The organism is Salmonella sp. SAL04202 (assembly GCF_046550775.1).
Classification (GTDB): Bacteria; Pseudomonadota; Gammaproteobacteria; order Enterobacterales; family Enterobacteriaceae; genus Salmonella; species Salmonella enterica.
On the sequence record NZ_JBGDXK010000003.1, the window covers coordinates 20678 to 39078 of the forward strand.

General features: G+C 52.8%; 23 protein-coding genes. 17 read left to right on the forward strand and 6 right to left on the reverse strand.

Features of this window, described 5'->3' with window-relative positions:
* Nucleotide 1: 1 nt before the first annotated feature.
* Both ACLJQJ_RS13855 and ACLJQJ_RS13860 read left to right on the forward strand, forming a co-directional pair.
* Nucleotides 2–1165: a glutathionylspermidine synthase family protein gene (locus ACLJQJ_RS13855; protein WP_063809000.1), complete on the forward strand. Its 1164-nt coding sequence runs from the start codon at nt 2–4 to the stop codon at nt 1163–1165.
* An 84-nt stretch (nt 1166–1249) separates the two neighbouring features.
* A complete protein-coding gene (locus ACLJQJ_RS13860) occupies nt 1250–2872 on the forward strand; it encodes an isovaleryl-CoA dehydrogenase (protein ID WP_000118962.1) in 1623 nt (540 codons plus the stop codon).
* Between the two features lie 44 nt (nt 2873–2916).
* Here the strand turns inward: ACLJQJ_RS13860 and yjfN are convergent, their stop codons facing one another.
* Entirely contained in the window at nt 2917–3192 is a 276-nt protein-coding gene (gene yjfN / locus ACLJQJ_RS13865; protein ID WP_001518964.1) for a DUF1471 family protease activator YjfN, read from the reverse strand.
* A gap of 130 nt (nt 3193–3322) precedes the next feature.
* Entirely contained in the window at nt 3323–3652 is a 330-nt protein-coding gene (gene bsmA / locus ACLJQJ_RS13870) for a biofilm peroxide resistance protein BsmA (RefSeq protein ID WP_000586836.1), read from the reverse strand.
* A gap of 183 nt (nt 3653–3835) precedes the next feature.
* Here bsmA and yjfP point away from each other — a divergent pair, with 183 nt between their 5' ends.
* Nucleotides 3836–4585, forward strand: coding sequence for an esterase (gene yjfP, locus ACLJQJ_RS13875; protein WP_000560304.1), 750 nt, complete (start codon nt 3836–3838; stop codon nt 4583–4585).
* Here yjfP and ulaR read toward each other — a convergent pair.
* Nucleotides 4582–5337 (reverse strand): HTH-type transcriptional regulator UlaR, encoded by a 756-nt coding sequence (gene ulaR / locus ACLJQJ_RS13880; protein ID WP_000133618.1) that lies wholly within the window; start codon nt 5335–5337, stop codon nt 4582–4584. The two genes, yjfP and ulaR, sit on opposite strands and share 4 nt — an antisense overlap.
* Before the next feature lie 104 nt (nt 5338–5441).
* On the reverse strand, nt 5442–6506 hold the full coding sequence (gene ulaG, locus ACLJQJ_RS13885; protein WP_000049161.1) for an L-ascorbate 6-phosphate lactonase: 1065 nt from the start codon (nt 6504–6506) through the stop codon (nt 5442–5444).
* A 362-nt stretch (nt 6507–6868) separates the two neighbouring features.
* On the opposite strand from ulaG, the gene ulaA reads away from it, so the two are divergent.
* The 7 genes from ulaA to ACLJQJ_RS13920 all read left to right on the forward strand — a co-directional run bounded on the left by ulaA (nt 6869) and on the right by ACLJQJ_RS13920 (nt 11920).
* Nucleotides 6869–8266 carry a PTS ascorbate transporter subunit IIC gene (ulaA, locus tag ACLJQJ_RS13890; RefSeq protein WP_000404873.1) on the forward strand — a complete coding sequence of 466 codons (1398 nt, stop codon included), beginning with the start codon at nt 6869–6871 and terminating at the stop codon, nt 8264–8266.
* Nucleotides 8267–8281: 15 nt separating this feature from the next.
* The gene (ulaB, locus tag ACLJQJ_RS13895; RefSeq protein ID WP_000218358.1) at nt 8282–8587 is read left to right on the forward strand and encodes a PTS ascorbate transporter subunit IIB; all 306 of its coding nucleotides are present in this window, start codon (nt 8282–8284) and stop codon (nt 8585–8587) included.
* Between the two features lie 9 nt (nt 8588–8596).
* Nucleotides 8597–9061 carry a PTS ascorbate transporter subunit IIA gene (gene ulaC, locus ACLJQJ_RS13900; protein ID WP_000776531.1) on the forward strand — a complete coding sequence of 155 codons (465 nt, stop codon included), beginning with the start codon at nt 8597–8599 and terminating at the stop codon, nt 9059–9061.
* 13 nt (nt 9062–9074) lie between these two features.
* Entirely contained in the window at nt 9075–9725 is a 651-nt protein-coding gene (gene ulaD, locus ACLJQJ_RS13905) for a 3-keto-L-gulonate-6-phosphate decarboxylase UlaD (RefSeq protein WP_000056761.1), read from the forward strand.
* A 9-nt stretch (nt 9726–9734) separates the two neighbouring features.
* Nucleotides 9735–10589: an L-ribulose-5-phosphate 3-epimerase UlaE gene (gene ulaE / locus ACLJQJ_RS13910; RefSeq protein WP_000949530.1), complete on the forward strand. Its 855-nt coding sequence runs from the start codon at nt 9735–9737 to the stop codon at nt 10587–10589.
* Entirely contained in the window at nt 10589–11275 is a 687-nt protein-coding gene (locus tag ACLJQJ_RS13915; RefSeq protein WP_001170771.1) for an L-ribulose-5-phosphate 4-epimerase, read from the forward strand. Before ulaE ends, ACLJQJ_RS13915 begins: the two co-directional genes overlap by 1 nt.
* 87 nt (nt 11276–11362) lie before the next feature.
* Complete coding sequence (locus tag ACLJQJ_RS13920) at nt 11363–11920, forward strand: YagU family protein (protein WP_063808999.1); 558 nt, start codon at nt 11363–11365, stop codon at nt 11918–11920.
* 53 nt (nt 11921–11973) lie between these two features.
* Here ACLJQJ_RS13920 and yjfY read toward each other — a convergent pair whose 3' ends face one another.
* Nucleotides 11974–12249 (reverse strand): DUF1471 family protein YjfY, encoded by a 276-nt coding sequence (yjfY, locus tag ACLJQJ_RS13925; protein ID WP_000466074.1) that lies wholly within the window; start codon nt 12247–12249, stop codon nt 11974–11976.
* A 386-nt stretch (nt 12250–12635) separates the two neighbouring features.
* Between yjfY and rpsF the strand changes: the two genes are divergently transcribed.
* The 5 genes from rpsF to ACLJQJ_RS13950 all read left to right on the forward strand — a co-directional run bounded on the left by rpsF (nt 12636) and on the right by ACLJQJ_RS13950 (nt 15149).
* Complete coding sequence (gene rpsF / locus ACLJQJ_RS13930; RefSeq protein WP_001216673.1) at nt 12636–13031, forward strand: 30S ribosomal protein S6; 396 nt, start codon at nt 12636–12638, stop codon at nt 13029–13031.
* Nucleotides 13032–13037: 6 nt separating this feature from the next.
* A complete protein-coding gene (gene priB, locus ACLJQJ_RS13935) occupies nt 13038–13352 on the forward strand; it encodes a primosomal replication protein N (protein ID WP_001519453.1) in 315 nt (104 codons plus the stop codon).
* Nucleotides 13353–13356: 4 nt separating this feature from the next.
* Nucleotides 13357–13584, forward strand: a complete 228-nt coding sequence (gene rpsR / locus ACLJQJ_RS13940) for a 30S ribosomal protein S18 (protein ID WP_000135199.1) — start codon at nt 13357–13359, stop codon at nt 13582–13584.
* A gap of 41 nt (nt 13585–13625) precedes the next feature.
* Nucleotides 13626–14075: a 50S ribosomal protein L9 gene (gene rplI, locus ACLJQJ_RS13945; RefSeq protein ID WP_001196065.1), complete on the forward strand. Its 450-nt coding sequence runs from the start codon at nt 13626–13628 to the stop codon at nt 14073–14075.
* A gap of 147 nt (nt 14076–14222) precedes the next feature.
* Complete coding sequence (locus ACLJQJ_RS13950) at nt 14223–15149, forward strand: DMT family transporter (protein ID WP_000381075.1); 927 nt, start codon at nt 14223–14225, stop codon at nt 15147–15149.
* A 49-nt stretch (nt 15150–15198) separates the two neighbouring features.
* Here the strand turns inward: ACLJQJ_RS13950 and ACLJQJ_RS13955 are convergent, their stop codons facing one another.
* A complete protein-coding gene (locus tag ACLJQJ_RS13955; protein WP_001119448.1) occupies nt 15199–15834 on the reverse strand; it encodes an OapA family protein in 636 nt (211 codons plus the stop codon).
* A gap of 219 nt (nt 15835–16053) precedes the next feature.
* Between ACLJQJ_RS13955 and fklB the strand changes: the two genes are divergently transcribed.
* Both fklB and cycA read left to right on the forward strand, forming a co-directional pair.
* The gene (gene fklB / locus ACLJQJ_RS13960) at nt 16054–16674 is read left to right on the forward strand and encodes an FKBP-type peptidyl-prolyl cis-trans isomerase (protein ID WP_000235161.1); all 621 of its coding nucleotides are present in this window, start codon (nt 16054–16056) and stop codon (nt 16672–16674) included.
* 295 nt (nt 16675–16969) lie between these two features.
* Complete coding sequence (gene cycA / locus ACLJQJ_RS13965; RefSeq protein ID WP_063808998.1) at nt 16970–18379, forward strand: D-serine/D-alanine/glycine transporter; 1410 nt, start codon at nt 16970–16972, stop codon at nt 18377–18379.
* The last annotated feature ends 22 nt before the right edge of the window (nt 18380–18401 follow it).

Sequence of the window (18401 nt, forward strand, 5' to 3'; positions counted from 1 at the left end):
CATGCTACGACATAACGTACCGATACGCCGGGATCTGGATAAGATCGCCTGCGATCACGGTTTTGACTTTCATGTTATCGATAACGAAATTTACTGGGATGAAAGCCGGGCCTACCGTTTTACATTACGGCAAATTGAAGAACAGATCGAAAAACCGACCGCAGAGCTTCATCAGATGTGTCTGGAGGTTGTCGAGCGGGCCGTCCGGGATGAGCAGATCATGCAGCAGCTGGCGATCCCGCCATTGTACTGGGATGTCATCGCCGAAAGTTGGCGCAGCCGCGATCCTTCGCTTTACGGGCGGATGGATTTCGTCTGGTGCGGCAAAGATCCGGTTAAATTGCTGGAATACAATGCGGATACGCCGACGTCGCTCTATGAGTCCTCCTACTTTCAATGGCTATGGCTGGAGGATGCCCGTCGTAGCGGCGCCATCCCGCGTGATGCCGATCAATACAACGCGATACAGGAGCGGCTGATCGCCCGCTTCAGCGAGCTGTACAGTCGGGAACCGCTCTACTTTTGCTGTTGTGAAGATACCGACGAAGATCGCACGACGGTGCTGTACCTTCAGGATTGCGCGCAGCAGGCGGGCCAGGAAACGCGATTTATCTATATTGAAGAACTGGGGCTTGGCGTAGGCGGCGTGCTGACCGATCTGGACGATAACGTGATTCGCCGCGCCTTTAAGCTCTACCCGCTGGAGTGGATGATGCGCGACGACAACGGCCCGCTGTTGCGAAAACGTCGTGAGCAATGGATTGAGCCATTGTGGAAAAGTATTCTGAGTAACAAAGGGCTGTTGCCGTTATTGTGGCGCTTTTTCCCTGGCCATCCGAATCTGCTGCCGGCCTGGTTTGAGGGCGAAAAATCGCTCGCAGCGCCAGGTGAAAGCAGCGTGCGGAAGCCGCTTTATTCACGTGAAGGCGGCAACGTCACGATTTTCGACGAGCGGCAAAATGTTATCGATCATGCCGACGGCGACTACGCTGACGAGCCGATGATTTACCAGGCGTTTCAGCCTTTGCCGCGCTTTGGCGATAGCTATACGCTGATTGGCAGTTGGATCATTGACGATGAAGCCTCCGGGATGGGGATTCGCGAGGACAATACGCTAATTACCAAAGACACTTCCCGTTTCGTCCCACATTATATTGCCGGTTAATCATACTTTTGTGATCTTGCTCCGGCGTCAATGGCGCAGTCATGACCATACTTGACTTCAGCGCCATTGAAGGAGGGAGACACCATGTCCTGGCAAACACATACCGTTTTTAATCAACCAGCTCCGCTCAATAACAGTAACTTATTCCTGTCTGATGGCGCGCTGTGTGAAGCGGTTTCCCGGGAAGGCGCGGGATGGGATAGCGATCTTCTCGCCAGCATTGGCCAACAACTGGGAACGGCGGAATCACTGGAACTGGGGCGTCTGGCGAACGCGCATCCTCCTGAGTTGCTACGTTACGATCCCCAGGGACAGCGTCTGGATGACGTTCGCTTTCATCCCGCCTGGCACCTGTTGATGCAGGGGCTTTGCGCTAATCGGGTACATAACCTGGCCTGGGAGGAAGAGGCAAGGGCGGGAAGTTTTGTCGCCCGGGCGGCGCGTTTTGTATTACATGCTCAGGTAGAAGCGGGAACACTCTGTCCTGTCACGATGACCTTTGCCGCGACGCCGTTGCTATTGCAGATGCTTCCCGCCACTTTCCATGACTGGCTGGCGCCGCTGCGCAGCGATCGCTACGATTCGCATTTGCTGCCGGGCGGGCAAAAACGGGGCCTGCTTATCGGCATGGGAATGACGGAAAAGCAGGGCGGATCTGACGTACTCAGTAATACGACCCACGCGGAGCGGCTGGCGGATGATTCATATCGGCTGGTGGGACATAAATGGTTTTTCTCTGTGCCGCAAAGTGATGCGCACCTCGTGCTGGCGCAGGCAAAAGGAGGACTATCCTGTTTCTTTGTGCCGCGTTTCCTGCCAGACGGGCAACGGAACTCTGTTCGTCTTGAGCGCCTGAAAGATAAACTCGGTAATCGATCTAATGCCAGCGCCGAAGTCGAGTTTCAGGATGCCGTCGGCTGGCGGCTGGGAGAAGAGGGCGAAGGGATTCGGCATATCTTAAAGATAGGCGGTATGACGCGTCTTGATTGCGCGCTCGGGAGTCATGGCTTAATGCGGCGCGCATTTTCAGTCGCAATTTACCATGCTCATCAGCGTCAGGCTTTTGGTAAGCCGCTGATCGAACAACCGTTGATGCGACAAACCTTAAGTCGTATGGCGCTATGCCTGGAGGGGCAGACGGCGCTTTTGTTTCGGCTGGCGCGCGCCTGGGAGCAACGTCGCGAGGCGAAAGAGGCATTATGGGCGCGATTATTCACGCCAGCGGCGAAATTCGCCATCTGTAAGCAGGGAATCCCTTTTGTGGCTGAGGCGATGGAGGTTCTCGGCGGGATGGGGTATTGCGAAGAGAGCGAACTCCCGCGCCTGTACCGTGAAATGCCGGTGAACAGTATCTGGGAAGGTTCCGGCAATATCATGTGTCTGGATGTACTTCGGGTGCTGACAAAACAACACGGCGTCTATGACGTATTGAGTGAAGCTTTTGCGGAAGTCAAAGGTCAGGATCGCCATTACGACCGCGCGGTACGTCAGCTACAGCAACGTTTACGCAAACCGGACGAAGCAATGGGCAGAGAGATTACGCAGCAGCTTTTCTTGCTGGGATGCGGAGCGGAAATGCTGCGTCATGCCTCGCCGCCGCTGGCGCAAGCGTGGTGTCAGATGATGCTGGATACACGCGGCGAAATGCCGCTGTCTGCCCAGGTACAAAATGATTTACTGTTAAGGGCGACCGGGGGACTGCGGTAACGTTTGGCCTGTGGTACATGCCATCCGGCGCGAGCCACGCGGCATCAGGCATAGAGTATCGCCTGTACGCGCCAGTTATCCGACTGTTGTTCTTCATACATTTGAATAATTCTGTACCAGGACGCACCCTGTTCATCGGCTTTCAGGGCGATAATCCGCTCCACATCCTGTGGGTTTCCTGCAACATTACTGACCGAGATCAGGCCGATTTCATTCAGACCCGTTACGCAGTCAGCACTGGCGAATTCGGCAGACTGTGCCGTCGTACTCACCAGTCCGGCAGAAAGCAGCAGTGAGGATAAGGCAAGTTCTTGTTTCATCGTCAGCTCCTTATTACATACCCCGCATTTAACAGGACGCTCCATCACGGTAAACCTGTTTGTTTATTGTGCACAGGTAAACGCATAGGGGCGCAAAGCAATGTAAAACTGACTAAAAATCAATCTACTGTTATTGACGATACAAAATGGCTTGTGAATACCACTGGCCGGTTACAACCGTTTCATCAACCATTAAGATAACGTAATAATCGGCTTTCGCAGCGACGGCTTTCGCTCTGATTTCATCTATTGCATCATCCGGGGAGCCCCGAACCAGCGCGCTTACGGTCCCCATCCGCTGTAGTCCTTGCGTTTGATCGCGACGGATTTCCTGCGGGTGATCGGCGACAGGCGGTGCAGGTTGCGGCGTACCCTGCAGCACGCTACACGCGCTTAATAACAGCGCTGCTATCAATGAAGCAAACCGACGCATAACTCTATCTCGTTTCCTGATAATCATAGTGTAATGCCTTATTGATTTCCCTTTAGGGGGAATGTTCCCGAAGTGTTACCTGTCACGCGATTTTCGAATGAAAACGTTGCGAAAGCGTAACCCAGTTCTCAAACATTATGAATTATTGCGCTATCCATAAACTTGCGTTAAGTATTTCTCCGTGGCATACCGGATAAAAAGGAGAGAATAATGATAGCGATTGAAACACGACAATTAGCCGGAGGCGTCGTACTACATGCCTTCCCGGAAGGGAAACGCGCCGTGCCGCTTCCCTGTGTGGTGTTCTATCATGGCTTCACCTCCTCCAGCCTGGTTTATAGTTATTTTGCCGTTGCCCTGGCACAGGCAGGATTCCGGGTAGTCATGCCGGATGCGCCGGAGCATGGCGCTCGCTTCGGCGGCGACTCACAGGGACGAATACACCGATTCTGGCAGATTCTGCACCAAAACATGCAGGAATTTACGACGTTACGTGCGGCGATTCAGGCGGAAAACTGGCTACTTGACGGGCGGTTGGCGGTGGGCGGCGCATCCATGGGCGGTATGACGGCGCTGGGCATTATGACGCGTCACCGAGAGGTAAAATGCGGGGCCAGTTTAATGGGGTCGGGCTATTTTACCGGGCTTGCCCGGACGCTTTTCCCGCCGTTATCCCCGCAGAACCCGGCGCAGCAGGCGGAATTCGACAATATCATCGCGCCGCTACGTGAATGGGAAGTCACACACCAGTTAGAGCGACTGGCCGACAGGCCGCTTCTGTTGTGGCATGGTCAGGAGGATGACGTGGTGCCTGCTATCGAAACCTTCCGGCTCCAGCAGGCGCTCGCCGGGGCGAAGCTGGATAAGCATGTGACCTGTTTATGGGCCGCAGGCGTGCGGCATCGCATTACGCCAGAAGCGTTGTCGGCGACGGTAGCGTTTTTCCGACAGCATCTTTAAACGCGGAGTATGCTTACACCCTGGGCTTCAAGCTGTTGCAAAACCTGCGGATTGGCATTTTTGCCGGTAATCAGCATAGCGATCTGATCGGCGCGGCTGAACAGCATTCCCGCGCGCTCGCCAATTTTACTGCTATCGACCAGCGCGACCAGTTTCCCGACGACGCTGAGCATTTTTTGTTCCGCCATGGCGGTTAGCATATCGGTTTTGTACAGGCCATCCGCGGTTAAGCCCTTTCCGCTGGTAAACATCCAGTGGCCCGCATAGAGACTGTTTTCGCTTCCCTGCGGGCTCAGGGTAATCGACTGGCTTTTGTTGTACTGACCCCCCATGATAATCACGCTGTCATGCTCTTGATCGATCAGATAATTCGCCAACGGCAGATAGTTGGTAATGATTTGTACCGGCTTCCCGCACATTTCGCGCCCCAGCAGGAAAGCGGTGGAGCCGCAGTTAATCACTACGCTTTCACCCGGGTTTACCAGCTGCGACGCCGCTTTCGCGATGCGTACTTTTTCATCGTGGTTTTGCGCCTGGTGCAGATTCATCGGCGTCCAGCGGGGCCGTTGTTGGGTAATGGCCTCTGCGCCGTTGCGCACTTTTTTAAGTTTCCCGCTTTCGTCGAGCTTGTTGATGTCGCGGCGCGCTGTCGCCGGGGAGATCCCCAGACGCTCAATCACGTTTTCGACGGTAACAAAGCCCAACTGTGCCAGCATATCCAGCAGTATTTGATGTCTTTGTGCTTCAGTCATGAGCTATTCCGATACAAATTGATTTGAAAAGATGATATTTGAAATAGCCTGGAAATACTAAAGTAAATGGAAAAAATGCCGGGTAATCCCGGCATGATATCGACTCACAGGAAGGATTTGAACGGTAGATCGGGTTCAATGGTAAAGCAATCGTCAAACCCACGCGGATAGTGGTATTCGAAATTGTCTTTATCCAGCGGCCAGGTAAACTTGCCGCCAACCTGCCAGATAAACGGTTTAAAACCATACTTCAGGCGATCTTTCTTCATTTCCCATAGCACGCGGATCTCTTGCGGATCGGCCTGGAAGTTCGACCAGATATCGTGATGGAACGGGATCACCACTTTGGTATTCAGCGATTCCGCCATGCGTAAAATATCCGCGCTGGTCATTTTGTCCGTAATACCGCGCGGGTTTTCACCGTAAGAACCGAGCGCGACATCAATTTGATGTTCGTTGCCGTGTTTCGCGTAGTAGTTGGAATAGTGAGAATCGCCGCTGTGATAGAGATTGCCGCCCGGCGTTTTAAACAGATAGTTAACCGCGCGTACATCCATGCCGTCCGGCAGTACGCCAGCAGCTTTCTGATCGGCGGGCAGGGTGATTAATGCAGTGCGGTCAAAGGCATCAAGCGCATGAATTTCAATATCTTTCACTTTCACGACATCGCCCGGTTTTACCACGATGCAGCGTTCTTTCGGCACGCCCCAGCCAACCCACAAATCCACGCAGGTCTGCGGGCCGATAAACGGAACATCATCGGCGCAATTCTGCATTACGGCAGCCGCGACATTGACATCAATGTGATCGTTATGGTCGTGGGTCGCCAGGACGGCGTCAATCTGACGGATAGCGAAAGGATCGAGAACAAACGGCGTGGTGCGCAGGTTAGGCTGTAATTTTTTGACGCCAGCCATACGCTGCATCTGGTGGCCGGTTTTCATCAACGGATTACCGTGGCTCTGTTTACCGGTACCGCACCAGAAATCGACGCATACGTTAGTGCCGCCTTCAGATTTTAGCCAGATACCGGTACAGCCCAGCCACCACATAGCGAACGTACCCGGCGCGACCTGCTCTTGCTCAATCTCTTCGTTCAGCCAGCTTCCCCACTCCGGAAACGTGCTCAGAATCCATGATTCACGCGTGATGCTTTGTACTTTACTCATCGCATTTACCTTCATGTTTGTTCAAAATAGTTCAAAATGTGATTTGTTTTGATTAATCCTGACACTATTTTCTCAAGAAGGCAATGGGCTATTTTTTGACTTTTGGGTAGAGGAGAACGCAGACAGAAGAAAATTTAATCTTTTCTGGCATCATGGGGATGTATTCATCTTTATGATTTTACTTATTTTAATGAAGAAATGAGTTATTTATAAGTAAACCATGTATTAAGTGTGCTAATTATTTGCGCGCTACGTCACATTTAATCAAATTCAATCTTGTTGTGATTACTTTTGAAAATTACAGTGGAGGGACATTATTCTGAGCGCCTGTGACTCAGCAACCTCGTCTACCGGAGATCGTTATGGAGATCCTCTACAACATCTTTACCATTTTCTTTAATCAGGTAATGACCAATGCCCCGCTATTACTGGGTATTGTGACCTGCCTGGGCTATATCCTGCTGCGTAAAAGCGTCAGCGTGATCATCAAAGGGACGATCAAAACCATCATTGGCTTCATGCTGCTACAGGCCGGGTCCGGCATTCTGACCAGCACCTTTAAACCGGTGGTGGCGAAAATGTCTGAGGTTTACGGCATCAACGGCGCGATTTCCGATACCTATGCTTCGATGATGGCAACGATCGAACGGATGGGTGATGCGTATAGCTGGGTAGGCTACGCGGTGTTGCTCGCGCTGGCGCTGAATATTTGTTACGTCTTGTTGCGACGCATTACCGGTATTCGCACCATCATGTTGACCGGGCACATCATGTTCCAGCAGGCGGGGCTGATTGCGGTCTCTTTCTATATCTTCGGCTATTCCATGTGGACCACCATTATCTGCACGGCGATACTGGTTTCCCTGTACTGGGGTATTACCTCCAACATGATGTACAAGCCGACTCAGGAAGTGACGGACGGCTGCGGTTTCTCCATCGGTCACCAGCAGCAGTTTGCTTCCTGGATTGCCTATAAAGTCGCGCCGTTCCTGGGCAAAAAAGAGGAAAGCGTTGAAGACCTCAAACTGCCGGGCTGGCTGAACATTTTCCATGACAACATCGTCTCCACGGCGATTGTAATGACCATCTTCTTTGGTGCCATTCTGCTCTCCTTTGGTATCGATACCGTACAGGCGATGGCGGGTAAAACCCACTGGACAATCTATATCCTGCAAACCGGTTTCTCCTTTGCGGTGGCGATCTTCATCATCACCCAGGGCGTGCGTATGTTTGTCGCCGAACTCTCTGAGGCCTTTAACGGTATCTCCCAGCGTCTGATTCCGGGCGCAGTACTGGCGATTGACTGTGCGGCTATTTATAGCTTCGCGCCTAACGCGGTGGTCTGGGGCTTTATGTGGGGCACCATCGGCCAGCTGATTGCGGTTGGCATCCTGGTTGCCTGCGGCTCCTCGATCCTGATTATTCCTGGCTTTATCCCGATGTTCTTCTCTAACGCCACTATCGGCGTGTTCGCTAACCACTTCGGCGGCTGGCGTGCGGCGCTGAAGATTTGTCTGGTGATGGGGATGATCGAAATCTTTGGTTGCGTCTGGGCGGTGAAACTCACGGGGATGAGCGCCTGGATGGGTATGGCGGACTGGTCGATTCTGGCACCGCCGATGATGCAGGGCTTCTTCTCCCTCGGTATCGCCTTTATGGCCGTCATCATTGTAATTGCACTGGCTTATATGTTCTTCGCTGGCCGCGCACTGCGCGCAGAAGAAGATGCAGAAAAACAACTGGCAGAACAGTCTGCTTAATAAGGAGTTTTGATTATGACCGTACGTATTCTGGCTGTATGTGGCAACGGGCAGGGCAGTTCCATGATCATGAAAATGAAAGTGGACCAGTTTTTAACCCAATCAAACATTGACCACACGGTAAACAGCTGCGCGGTTGGCGAGTACAAAAGCGAGTTGAGCGGCGCGGATATCATCATCGCTTCTACCCATATTGCAGGCGAAATCAGCGTGACGGGCAACAAATATGTGGTTGGCGTGCGTAACATGCTCTCTCCTGCTGACTTCGGCCCGAAACTGCTGGAAGTGATCAAAGAACATTTCCCGCAAGACGTGAAGTAAGGATGCAACATGAAATTACGTGATTCACTGGCGGAGAATAATTCTATCCGCCTGCAGGCTGAAGCGAATACCTGGCAGGAAGCCGTCAAGATCGGCGTCGATTTACTGGTGGCTGCCGACGTGGTGGAGCCGCGCTATTACCAGGCCATTCTCGATGGCGTTGAGCAGTTTGGCCCCTATTTTGTGATTGCCCCCGGCCTGGCGATGCCGCATGGCCGCCCGGAAGAAGGGGTCAAGAAAACCGGTTTTTCTCTGGTGACGCTGAAAAAGCCGCTGGAGTTTAATCACGAAGATAACGACCCGGTCGATATTCTGATCACCATGGCGGCGGTTGATGCCAACACTCACCAGGAAGTGGGCATCATGCAGATCGTCAACCTGTTTGAAGACGAAGCCAATTTCGACCGTTTACGCGCCTGCCGTACTGCGCAGGAAGTCCTGGATCTCATTGACCGCACCAACGCGGCAGCTTAAGAAGGAATTGAAAATGTCATTACCAATGTTGCAGGTCGCGCTGGACAACCAGACTATGGATAGCGCCTATGAAACCACTCGCCTGATTGCCGAAGAAGTCGACATTATCGAAGTGGGCACCATTCTGTGCGTGGGCGAAGGCGTGCGTGCGGTTCGCGATCTGAAAGCGCTTTACCCGCACAAAATCGTGCTGGCGGACGCCAAAATTGCCGATGCCGGTAAGATCCTCTCCCGTATGTGTTTCGAAGCCAATGCGGACTGGGTGACGGTCATTTGCTGTGCGGATATCAACACCGCAAAAGGCGCGCTGGATGTGGCAAAAGAGTTTAACGGCGACGTGCAGATCGAACTGACCGGTTACTGGACCTGGGAACAGGCGCAGCAGTGGCGCGATGCGGGCATTCAGCAAGTGGTTTATCACCGCAGCCGTGACGCGCAGGCCGCAGGCGTGGCGTGGGGCGAGGCGGATATTACCGCGATTAAGCGGCTCTCCGATATGGGCTTTAAAGTGACCGTGACCGGCGGACTGGCGCTGGAAGACCTGCCGCTGTTCAAAGGCATTCCGATCCATGTCTTTATCGCGGGGCGCAGCATTCGCGATGCCGAATCGCCGGTAGAAGCCGCACGGCAGTTCAAACGCTCCATTGCCCAACTGTGGGGCTAAGGAGCGGCTATGCTGTCGAAACAAATTCCGCTCGGCATCTATGAAAAAGCGCTCCCTGCCGGGGAGTGCTGGCTGGAGCGCCTGCGGCTGGCGAAAACGCTGGGTTTTGACTTCGTTGAAATGTCGGTGGACGAGACCGACGCCCGACTGGCGCGGCTCGACTGGAGTCGCGAGCAGCGCCTGGCGCTGGTGAGCGCGGTTGCTGAAACCGGCGTGCGCGTGCCGTCCATGTGTCTGAGCGCGCATCGTCGTTTTCCGCTCGGTAGCGAAGATGACGCGGTACGGGCGCAGGGGCTGGAGATTATGCGTAAAGCGATTCAGTTTGCGCAGGACGTCGGGATTCGCGTCATTCAACTGGCGGGGTACGACGTTTACTATCAGCAGGCCAACGACGAAACGCGTTGCCGCTTCCGCGATGGGTTAAAAGAGAGCGTTGATATGGCCAGCCGCGCCCAGGTGACGCTGGCGATGGAGATCATGGACTACCCATTGATGAATTCCATCAGTAAAGCGCTGGGCTATGCTCACTACCTCAATAACCCGTGGTTCCAGCTCTATCCGGATATCGGCAATCTGTCTGCCTGGGATAACGACGTACAGATGGAGCTACAGGCGGGAATCGGGCATATCGTCGCGGTACACGTCAAAGATACTAAACCCGGCGTGTTCAAAAATGTGCCGTTTGGCGAAGGCGTTGTCGATTTCGAACGCTGCTTCGAAACGCTCAAACAGAGTGGCTATTGCGGGCCCTATCTGATTGAGATGTGGAGCGAAACAGCAGAGAACCCGGCGGCAGAGGTAGCGAAAGCGCGTGACTGGGTGAAAGCGCGCATGGCCAGCGCCGGTCTGGTGGAGGCAGCCTAATGCAAAAGCTCAAGCAGCAGGTATTTGACGCTAACATGGATTTGCCCCGTTATGGACTGGTGACGTTTACCTGGGGCAACGTCAGCGCTATCGATCGCGAACGCGGATTGGTGGTGATTAAGCCAAGCGGTGTCGCCTATGAAACCATGAAGGTAGATGACATGGTGGTGGTGGATATGGATGGCAAAGTGGTGGAGGGACGTTATCGTCCTTCTTCCGATACCGCTACCCATCTGGCGCTGTATCAACGCTATCCGTCGCTTGGCGGCGTCGTTCATACCCACTCCACCCACGCCACGGCATGGGCGCAGGCGGGGATGGCTATTCCGGCGCTCGGTACCACGCACGCGGACTATTTCTTTGGCGATATTCCTTGTACCAGAGCGTTAAGCGAAGAAGAAGTGCAGGGCGAGTACGAGCTGAACACCGGTAAGGTGATCATCGAAACGCTGGGCGAGGTGGAACCGCTGCATACGCCAGGCATTGTCGTGTATCAACACGGGCCGTTCGCCTGGGGGAAAGATGCGCACGATGCGGTACATAACGCGGTCGTCATGGAGGAAGTGGCGCGAATGGCGTGGATTGCGCGCGGTATTAACCCGGCGCTGAATCCCATCGACGATTATCTGATGAATAAACACTTCATGCGTAAGCATGGCCCGAATGCGTATTACGGGCAGAAGTAAAACAACGCTCCGGGATCCTATCCCTCAGGGATGTAATTGGTCAGATTCCGGAGCTTCTTTCATAACACTCTATAGAATCATACTACTGTGTCTATCAACGGATTGTTTGTTAAAACTGACCCACAGCGGCGTCGGTATGGAGTAGCTGCGTTAATTGGTTTTGCAGCGGGTATTATTTCAGCATTTGTAAAATGGGGCGCGGAAGTTCCTTTACCGCCGCGAACGTTTTCCGGCGGGCGCGATGAGTTTAATCCACCGTATATTTTTTTGCGGGATTATTTAGGCATTGACCCAACACAAACGGTTTATACCTTTTCTGAGCATGTTATTAACCCTGTGATGGTAACTCACATTATCTTTTCGCTGGTATTCGCAATAGGTTACTGCGTCGTCGCGGAAATTTTCCCTAAAGTTAAATTATGGCAGGGGATACTGGCGGGGCTGATTGTTACGGTTGTCGTGCATGGCATATTCTGCCCGGCGCTGAACTTAACGCCTCCGCTTACACAACTTCCTTTTGACGAGTACGCTTCTGAAATTCTGGGACATGTATTTTGGTTTTGGGTGATTGAATTAATGCGCCGCGATCTGCGAAACCGCATAACGCATGAGCCGGATGCCGAAGTGTCATTAACAACCCGATAAGCGAAAAAAAATGCCCCCTGACCAGGGGGCAAAACTATGGCATTTTCCTGATACTAGCGATAAATCTCCGCGCTGGCATGCATGTTGCCGTTACTACCGGGCTCCCGTAACAAAATCGGGTGGTAGTACATTGCGCCTCGCGCATCAGTTTCTTCTTTCAGCGCCTGGCGGGCCTCGCTTTCAGTCGCGAAATTATGGTTTATGTAAATCACGCCTAAGCTCTGTATATCGTCCATATTTCTGGCCTGACGATTATCAATTTCAATGGCTGCCATTGTATTTACGCTGAGCAAAAATCCAGCCAGAAGGGGGAAAATACGGAAGAACATAGTGACCTCCTCGGCGGCGGTTGCTGACCTGGCCCTGCCTCCTTTTTTGTGAACCTCTGATGTTATTTTAATCGCTACCAGCAGGAGCGATAGCGACCATTTCTGATGCAGTTGTTCAAAAAATTACCGCATTTCCCGCTGATGCCTGATAAATCGTCAACTCGCTAGCTGTTATGGTGGTTAACAGGTCGGTATCTCATCCTTAATCTTTTACATTTCAGAACTGATCGGCAGGCACATAAATAATCGAACTATTGCCTTGAGTTTCGCCGGGCGTGTCAGTATTATAACGCGTCATTTTTCAGCCGACCTTTAACACGTTCCTTGCCTCCATGGGCCGCGGCTGACCCAGACAGGAGGCTGAATAATCCGTAAGGAGCAATTCGATGCGTCATTACGAAATCGTTTTTATGGTCCATCCTGACCAGAGCGAACAGGTTCCGGGCATGATCGAGCGTTACTCTGCTGCCATCACTGGCGCAGAAGGCAAGATCCACCGTCTGGAAGACTGGGGCCGCCGTCAGCTGGCTTACCCGATCAACAAACTGCACAAAGCGCACTACGTTCTGATGAACGTTGAAGCGCCGCAGGAAGTGATCGATGAGCTGGAAACTACCTTCCGCTTCAACGATGCCGTTATCCGCAGCATGGTTATGCGTACTAAGCACGCTGTTACCGAAGCTTCTCCGATGGTTAAAGCGAAAGACGAGCGCCGTGAGCGTCGCGATGATTTCGCTAACGAAACCGCAGATGATGCTGAAGCTGGGGATTCTGAAGAGTAATTTCTGATGACCAACCGTCTGGCGTTGTCCGGCACCGTGTGCAGGGCCCCCCTTCGAAAGGTCAGTCCATCAGGAATTCCGCATTGCCAGTTCGTGCTTGAGCATCGTTCTGTGCAAGAGGAAGCCGGCTTTCACCGGCAGGCGTGGTGCCAAATGCCCGTTATTGTTAGCGGACACGAAAACCAGGCCATTACTCACAGTATAACGGTCGGCAGCCGCATAACCGTTCAGGGGTTTATTTCTTGCCACAAGGCAAAGAACGGTCTGAGCAAAATGGTTCTGCATGCCGAGCAGATTGAATTGATAGATTCTGGAGACTAGCCATATGGCACGTTATTTCCGTCGTCGCAAGTTCTGCCGTTTCACCGCGGAAGGCGTTCAAGAGATCGACTATAAAGATATCGCTACGCTGAAAAACTACATCACCGAAAGCGGTAAGATTGTCCCAAGCCGTATCACCGGTACCCGTGCAAAATACCAGCGTCAGCTGGCTCGCGCTATCAAACGCGCTCGCTACCTGTCTCTGCTGCCGTACACTGATCGCCATCAGTAATCGGTCACGGTCCATTAATACGACTTTGAGAGGATAAGGTAATGCAAGTTATTCTGCTTGATAAAGTAGCAAACCTGGGTAGCCTGGGTGATCAGGTTAACGTTAAAGCGGGCTATGCTCGTAACTTCCTGGTACCACAGGGTAAAGCTGTTCCGGCTACCAAGAAAAACGTTGAATACTTCGAAGCACGTCGCGCTGAACTGGAAGCTAAACTGGCTGACGTTCTGGCTGCTGCAAATGCACGCGCAGAGAAAATCAACGCCCTGGAAACCGTTACTATCGCGTCTAAAGCAGGCGACGAAGGTAAACTGTTCGGTTCCATCGGTACTCGCGACATCGCTGACGCTGTGACTGCAGCTGGCGTTGACGTGGCTAAGAGCGAAGTTCGTCTGCCGAACGGCGTTCTGCGTACCACTGGCGAACACGAAGTGAACTTCCAGGTTCACAGCGAAGTATTCGCAAAAGTTATCATCAACGTGGTTGCTGAGTAATCAGTCATTCTCGTTTTTGCTAGCAACGAAACGTCGGCCCAGCGCCGACGTTTTGCTTTTTTAACCCCATCGCTTTTCGACTGGCTATCTCCCCCTCTTTTCGTGATAATCAAAAATAAAACATTATTTTAATTTCTTGGTGAAAGAATGGATACCCAACGCCAGGCCTCCCCGTTTGCCCGCAAAAACGTCGTTTATGTGTGTGCCGCATTTTGTTGCCTGCTATGGGGCAGCGCTTATCCAGCCATCAAAAGTGGTTATGACCTCTTTCAGATAGCCACCGACGATATCCCTTCTAAAATTGTTTTTGCTGGTTATCGTTTTTTGTTTGCGGGTGGGTTGCTGCTACTGTTCGCGCTGCTTCAGCGTAAACCGATTGGTCGGTTTCGTCCGCGCCAGTTTGCTCAGTTAACGTTACTGGGGCTGACCCAGACGTCGCTGCAATATCTCTTTTTCTATATCGGCCTTGCGTTTACCTCCGGCGTGAAAGGCTCAATCATGAACGCGACAGGCACATTCTTCAGCGTATTGCTGGCGCACTTTATTTATCAGAACGACCGATTGAGCTACAACAAAACGCTCGGCTGTATTCTGGGCTTTGCGGGCGTCATGGTGGTGAACGTCAGCAACGGCCTGGATTTCAGCTTTAATCTGCCGGGAGAAGGCTCCGTGGTGCTGGCGGCGTTTATTCTTTCTGCGGCCACGTTGTATGGCAAACGTCTCTCGCAGACGGTCGATCCGATGGTCATGACTGGCTATCAATTGGGGATTGGCGGTCTGGTACTGGTCATTGGCGGTTACGTTTTTGGCGGTACGCTGACGATACATGGCTTCTCGTCGGTGGCGATTTTAGTCTACCTGACACTGCTCTCGTCGGTCGCTTTTGCGCTATGGAGCATTTTACTCAAATATAATCGCGTGGGGATGATTGCGCCGTTTAACTTTCTGATCCCGGTTTCCGGCGCGGCTCTTTCGGCTATTTTTCTCGGCGAGAATATATTGGAGTGGAAATACATGATTGCGCTGGTGCTGGTGTGTTCGGGGATTTGGTGGGTGAATAAGGTGAAGCGGTAATGCTTCACCTGAACGAATAGGGTACAGGCGGGGTAAGGCGTAGCCGGCGTTACTGTGCGCGAATAAAACTGCCGTCAGGCTGACGCGTAAACAGCACCTGTTGACCGTTATCGCCATCTATCGTTAAACCTGTCACCACCCCGCTGGCATTCTGGCGAATTTTAATCATTTGACCATTTTTGAGATTACTCAGCGGCTTGCCAGCACCTTCTACCTGCGCCATTGCATAAACGTCTGTCGGGGGCAGCCCGTGGTCACGGAACAGTTGCGCCAGAGTTTTACCAGACTCTACCCGGTACGAGCGCCACTGTTGACCGATGCCGCTATCCTGCTGGAAAGGCTGCGTTTGCGGCTGGTTTTGTTCTTCCGGCTGGCCTTCCTGGATAGGTTCCGGCGCAACGGGCGCCACCTGATCCGGATCGTTTTGCGGCGCGACCAGCTGCGCCTGAAGCTGGGCCTCCGTCGGCGGCTGTGATTGCGATTGCAGATCCAATTGCGCTTCCCGCGTGACGACAGGCGAGTCGCTGGTCTCGCTGGCGGGCAGCAGGAAACCGATCACCAGCACGATAGCGGCAATGATAATGCCACGACGATGCATAGGCGGCAGCGGCTCCATGATGCGAAAATTATCCGGCGCGTGCCAGATTTTCGCCAGGGTTGGTTTTAATTCAAAGCGCCCGGGCATGGTTTACCTCCTGCTCCGCATCTCGTTCCTTAATCATAGAGTATAGATGGCTAACGCTATGATACTGGTAGTGCTATCCGCTTTCGTGACATCAATACGGATAATCTATTGTTTCTTTTTCCCTGCGATTTGTCATCCTCCCTGAGACAAAGTTTTACCAGAAGAAGCGTGGCTGTTATGCTGCCCGCTACTTTTTTGATATCCGATGAAGGAAAAATAATGGCCACCCCGACTTTTGACACTATTGAAGCGCAAGCGAGCTACGGCATTGGTTTGCAGGTAGGGCAGCAGCTCAGCGAATCCGGTCTTGAAGGGCTGTTGCCTGAAGCGCTGGTTGCAGGCATTGCTGATGCGCTGGAAGGTAAACACCCGGCGGTTCCTGTTGATGTGGTGCATCGTGCGCTGCGTGAAATTCATGAGCGTGCGGACGCGGTGCGTCGTGAGCGTTTCAAAGCGATGGCGGCCGAAGGCGTGAAATACCTGGAAGAAAACCGCGAAAAAGACGGTGTGAACAGTACTGAATCTGGTTTACAGTTCCGCGTTCTGACGCAGGGCGAAGGCGCGATTCCGGCGCGTACCGACCGCGTACGCGTGCATTACACCGGTAAGCTTATTGATGGCACCGTATTTGACAGCTCCGTCGCGCGCGGCGAACCGGCTGAATTCCCGGTAAATGGCGTGATCGCCGGCTGGATTGAAGCGCTGACTCTGATGCCGGTAGGTTCCAAATGGGAACTGACTATCCCACAGGAGCTGGCCTATGGCGAGCGTGGGGCCGGGGCATCTATTCCGCCATTCAGCACCCTGGTGTTTGAAGTGGAACTGCTGGAAATTCTCTAAGCGCCCCGGGTTTGCTGGATGATGGCGTAAACGCCTTATCCGGCAACCCTGACTTCAGCAGATGCCAATATTTTATTTTGCAAATGGCGTCGTTACGTGTATTTTTGTGAGCTAATTCGCATTATCAAAGTGATATAACACTCATTTTAAACATAAAATTAACATTGTATTTGAATCTTAGTATTCATCCCGCCGATTCTTACCTAATATCGATGAGTCCTGATAACAGGATCGTCGTATCATAGACCAAAGGCCGTAGAGCCCGCACAACACAGACAGGTACAGGAAGAAAAACATGGTAGATCAGGTAAAAGTCGCAGCCGACGAACAGGCTCCGGCTGAACAGTCGCTACGGCGCAATCTTACAAACCGTCATATACAGCTTATCGCTATTGGCGGCGCTATTGGTACCGGTCTGTTTATGGGATCGGGTAAAACGATCAGTCTCGCCGGACCGTCGATCATTTTTGTGTATATGATCATCGGTTTTATGCTTTTTTTCGTGATGCGCGCCATGGGGGAATTGCTGCTCTCGAATCTGGAATATAAATCGTTTAGCGATTTTGCTTCCGACCTGCTTGGCCCCTGGGCGGGATATTTCACCGGTTGGACGTACTGGTTTTGCTGGGTGGTGACCGGTATGGCTGACGTGGTGGCGATTACCGCCTACGCGCAGTTCTGGTTTCCCGGCCTTTCCGATTGGGTCGCCTCGCTGGCGGTAGTGATCCTGCTGCTAAGCCTCAACCTCGCCACCGTTAAAATGTTTGGTGAAATGGAATTTTGGTTTGCTATGGTCAAAATCGTCGCCATTGTGGCGTTGATTGTGGTCGGGCTGGTGATGATTGCGATGCACTTTAAATCGCCGACAGGCGTTGAAGCGTCTTTCGCGCATCTGTGGAATGACGGCGGCTGGTTCCCGAAAGGCATTAGCGGGTTCTTTGCCGGTTTCCAGATTGCGGTATTCGCCTTCGTGGGCATTGAGCTGGTCGGTACTACCGCCGCAGAAACTAAAGATCCGGCAAAATCGCTGCCGCGCGCGATTAACTCAATACCGATCCGTATCATCATGTTCTACGTCTTTGCGCTGATTGTCATTATGTCGGTGACGCCGTGGAGTTCCGTGGTGCCGGATAAGAGCCCGTTTGTTGAGCTGTTTGTACTGGTGGGTCTGCCTGCCGCTGCGAGCGTGATCAACTTTGTCGTGCTGACCTCGGCGGCGTCTTCCGCCAACAGCGGCGTCTTCTCGACCAGCCGTATGCTGTTTGGCCTGGCGCAAGAAGGCGTGGCGCCAAAAGCGTTCGCTAAGCTATCGAAACGCGCGGTACCGGCGAAAGGCCTGACCTTCTCCTGTATCTGCCTGCTGGGCGGCGTGGTTATGCTGATGGTCAACCCGAGCGTGATTGGCGCATTCACCATGATCACTACGGTTTCGGCTATCCTGTTTATGTTTGTCTGGACCATCATTCTGTGTTCATACCTGGTGTACCGCAAAAAGCGTCCCCACCTGCATGAAAAATCCATCTATAAGATGCCGCTCGGTAAGCTGATGTGCTGGGTCTGTATGGCGTTCTTTGCGTTCGTGCTGGTATTACTGACGCTGGAAGACGATACGCGCCAGGCGCTGATCGTGACGCCGCTGTGGTTTATCGCGTTGGGTCTGGGCTGGCTGTTGATAGGTAAGAAACGGATGGCGGGAATGCGTTAATTGTTTTGCCCGGTGGCGCTGG

Excerpts from the sequence above, each read along its gene's own strand:
- yjfY (WP_000466074.1), bottom strand. The coding sequence starts at position 12,249 with ATGTTCTTCCGTATTTTCCCCCTTCTGGCTGGATTTTTGCTCAGCGTA.
- ulaE (WP_000949530.1), top strand. The coding sequence starts at position 9,735 with ATGCTGTCGAAACAAATTCCGCTCGGCATCTATGAAAAAGCGCTCCCT.
- ulaB (WP_000218358.1), top strand. The coding sequence starts at position 8,282 with ATGACCGTACGTATTCTGGCTGTATGTGGCAACGGGCAGGGCAGTTCC.
- rpsF (WP_001216673.1), top strand. The coding sequence starts at position 12,636 with ATGCGTCATTACGAAATCGTTTTTATGGTCCATCCTGACCAGAGCGAA.
- ACLJQJ_RS13950 (WP_000381075.1), top strand. The coding sequence starts at position 14,223 with ATGGATACCCAACGCCAGGCCTCCCCGTTTGCCCGCAAAAACGTCGTT.
- cycA (WP_063808998.1), top strand. The coding sequence starts at position 16,970 with ATGGTAGATCAGGTAAAAGTCGCAGCCGACGAACAGGCTCCGGCTGAA.
- ulaD (WP_000056761.1), top strand. The coding sequence starts at position 9,075 with ATGTCATTACCAATGTTGCAGGTCGCGCTGGACAACCAGACTATGGAT.
- ulaC (WP_000776531.1), top strand. The coding sequence starts at position 8,597 with ATGAAATTACGTGATTCACTGGCGGAGAATAATTCTATCCGCCTGCAG.
- ulaR (WP_000133618.1), bottom strand. The coding sequence starts at position 5,337 with ATGACTGAAGCACAAAGACATCAAATACTGCTGGATATGCTGGCACAG.
- ACLJQJ_RS13915 (WP_001170771.1), top strand. The coding sequence starts at position 10,589 with ATGCAAAAGCTCAAGCAGCAGGTATTTGACGCTAACATGGATTTGCCC.
- fklB (WP_000235161.1), top strand. The coding sequence starts at position 16,054 with ATGGCCACCCCGACTTTTGACACTATTGAAGCGCAAGCGAGCTACGGC.
- ACLJQJ_RS13955 (WP_001119448.1), bottom strand. The coding sequence starts at position 15,834 with ATGCCCGGGCGCTTTGAATTAAAACCAACCCTGGCGAAAATCTGGCAC.
- ACLJQJ_RS13860 (WP_000118962.1), top strand. The coding sequence starts at position 1,250 with ATGTCCTGGCAAACACATACCGTTTTTAATCAACCAGCTCCGCTCAAT.
- ACLJQJ_RS13855 (WP_063809000.1), top strand. The coding sequence starts at position 2 with ATGCTACGACATAACGTACCGATACGCCGGGATCTGGATAAGATCGCC.
- ulaA (WP_000404873.1), top strand. The coding sequence starts at position 6,869 with ATGGAGATCCTCTACAACATCTTTACCATTTTCTTTAATCAGGTAATG.
- bsmA (WP_000586836.1), bottom strand. The coding sequence starts at position 3,652 with ATGATTATCAGGAAACGAGATAGAGTTATGCGTCGGTTTGCTTCATTG.
- rplI (WP_001196065.1), top strand. The coding sequence starts at position 13,626 with ATGCAAGTTATTCTGCTTGATAAAGTAGCAAACCTGGGTAGCCTGGGT.
- priB (WP_001519453.1), top strand. The coding sequence starts at position 13,038 with ATGACCAACCGTCTGGCGTTGTCCGGCACCGTGTGCAGGGCCCCCCTT.
- yjfP (WP_000560304.1), top strand. The coding sequence starts at position 3,836 with ATGATAGCGATTGAAACACGACAATTAGCCGGAGGCGTCGTACTACAT.
- rpsR (WP_000135199.1), top strand. The coding sequence starts at position 13,357 with ATGGCACGTTATTTCCGTCGTCGCAAGTTCTGCCGTTTCACCGCGGAA.
- yjfN (WP_001518964.1), bottom strand. The coding sequence starts at position 3,192 with ATGAAACAAGAACTTGCCTTATCCTCACTGCTGCTTTCTGCCGGACTG.
- ulaG (WP_000049161.1), bottom strand. The coding sequence starts at position 6,506 with ATGAGTAAAGTACAAAGCATCACGCGTGAATCATGGATTCTGAGCACG.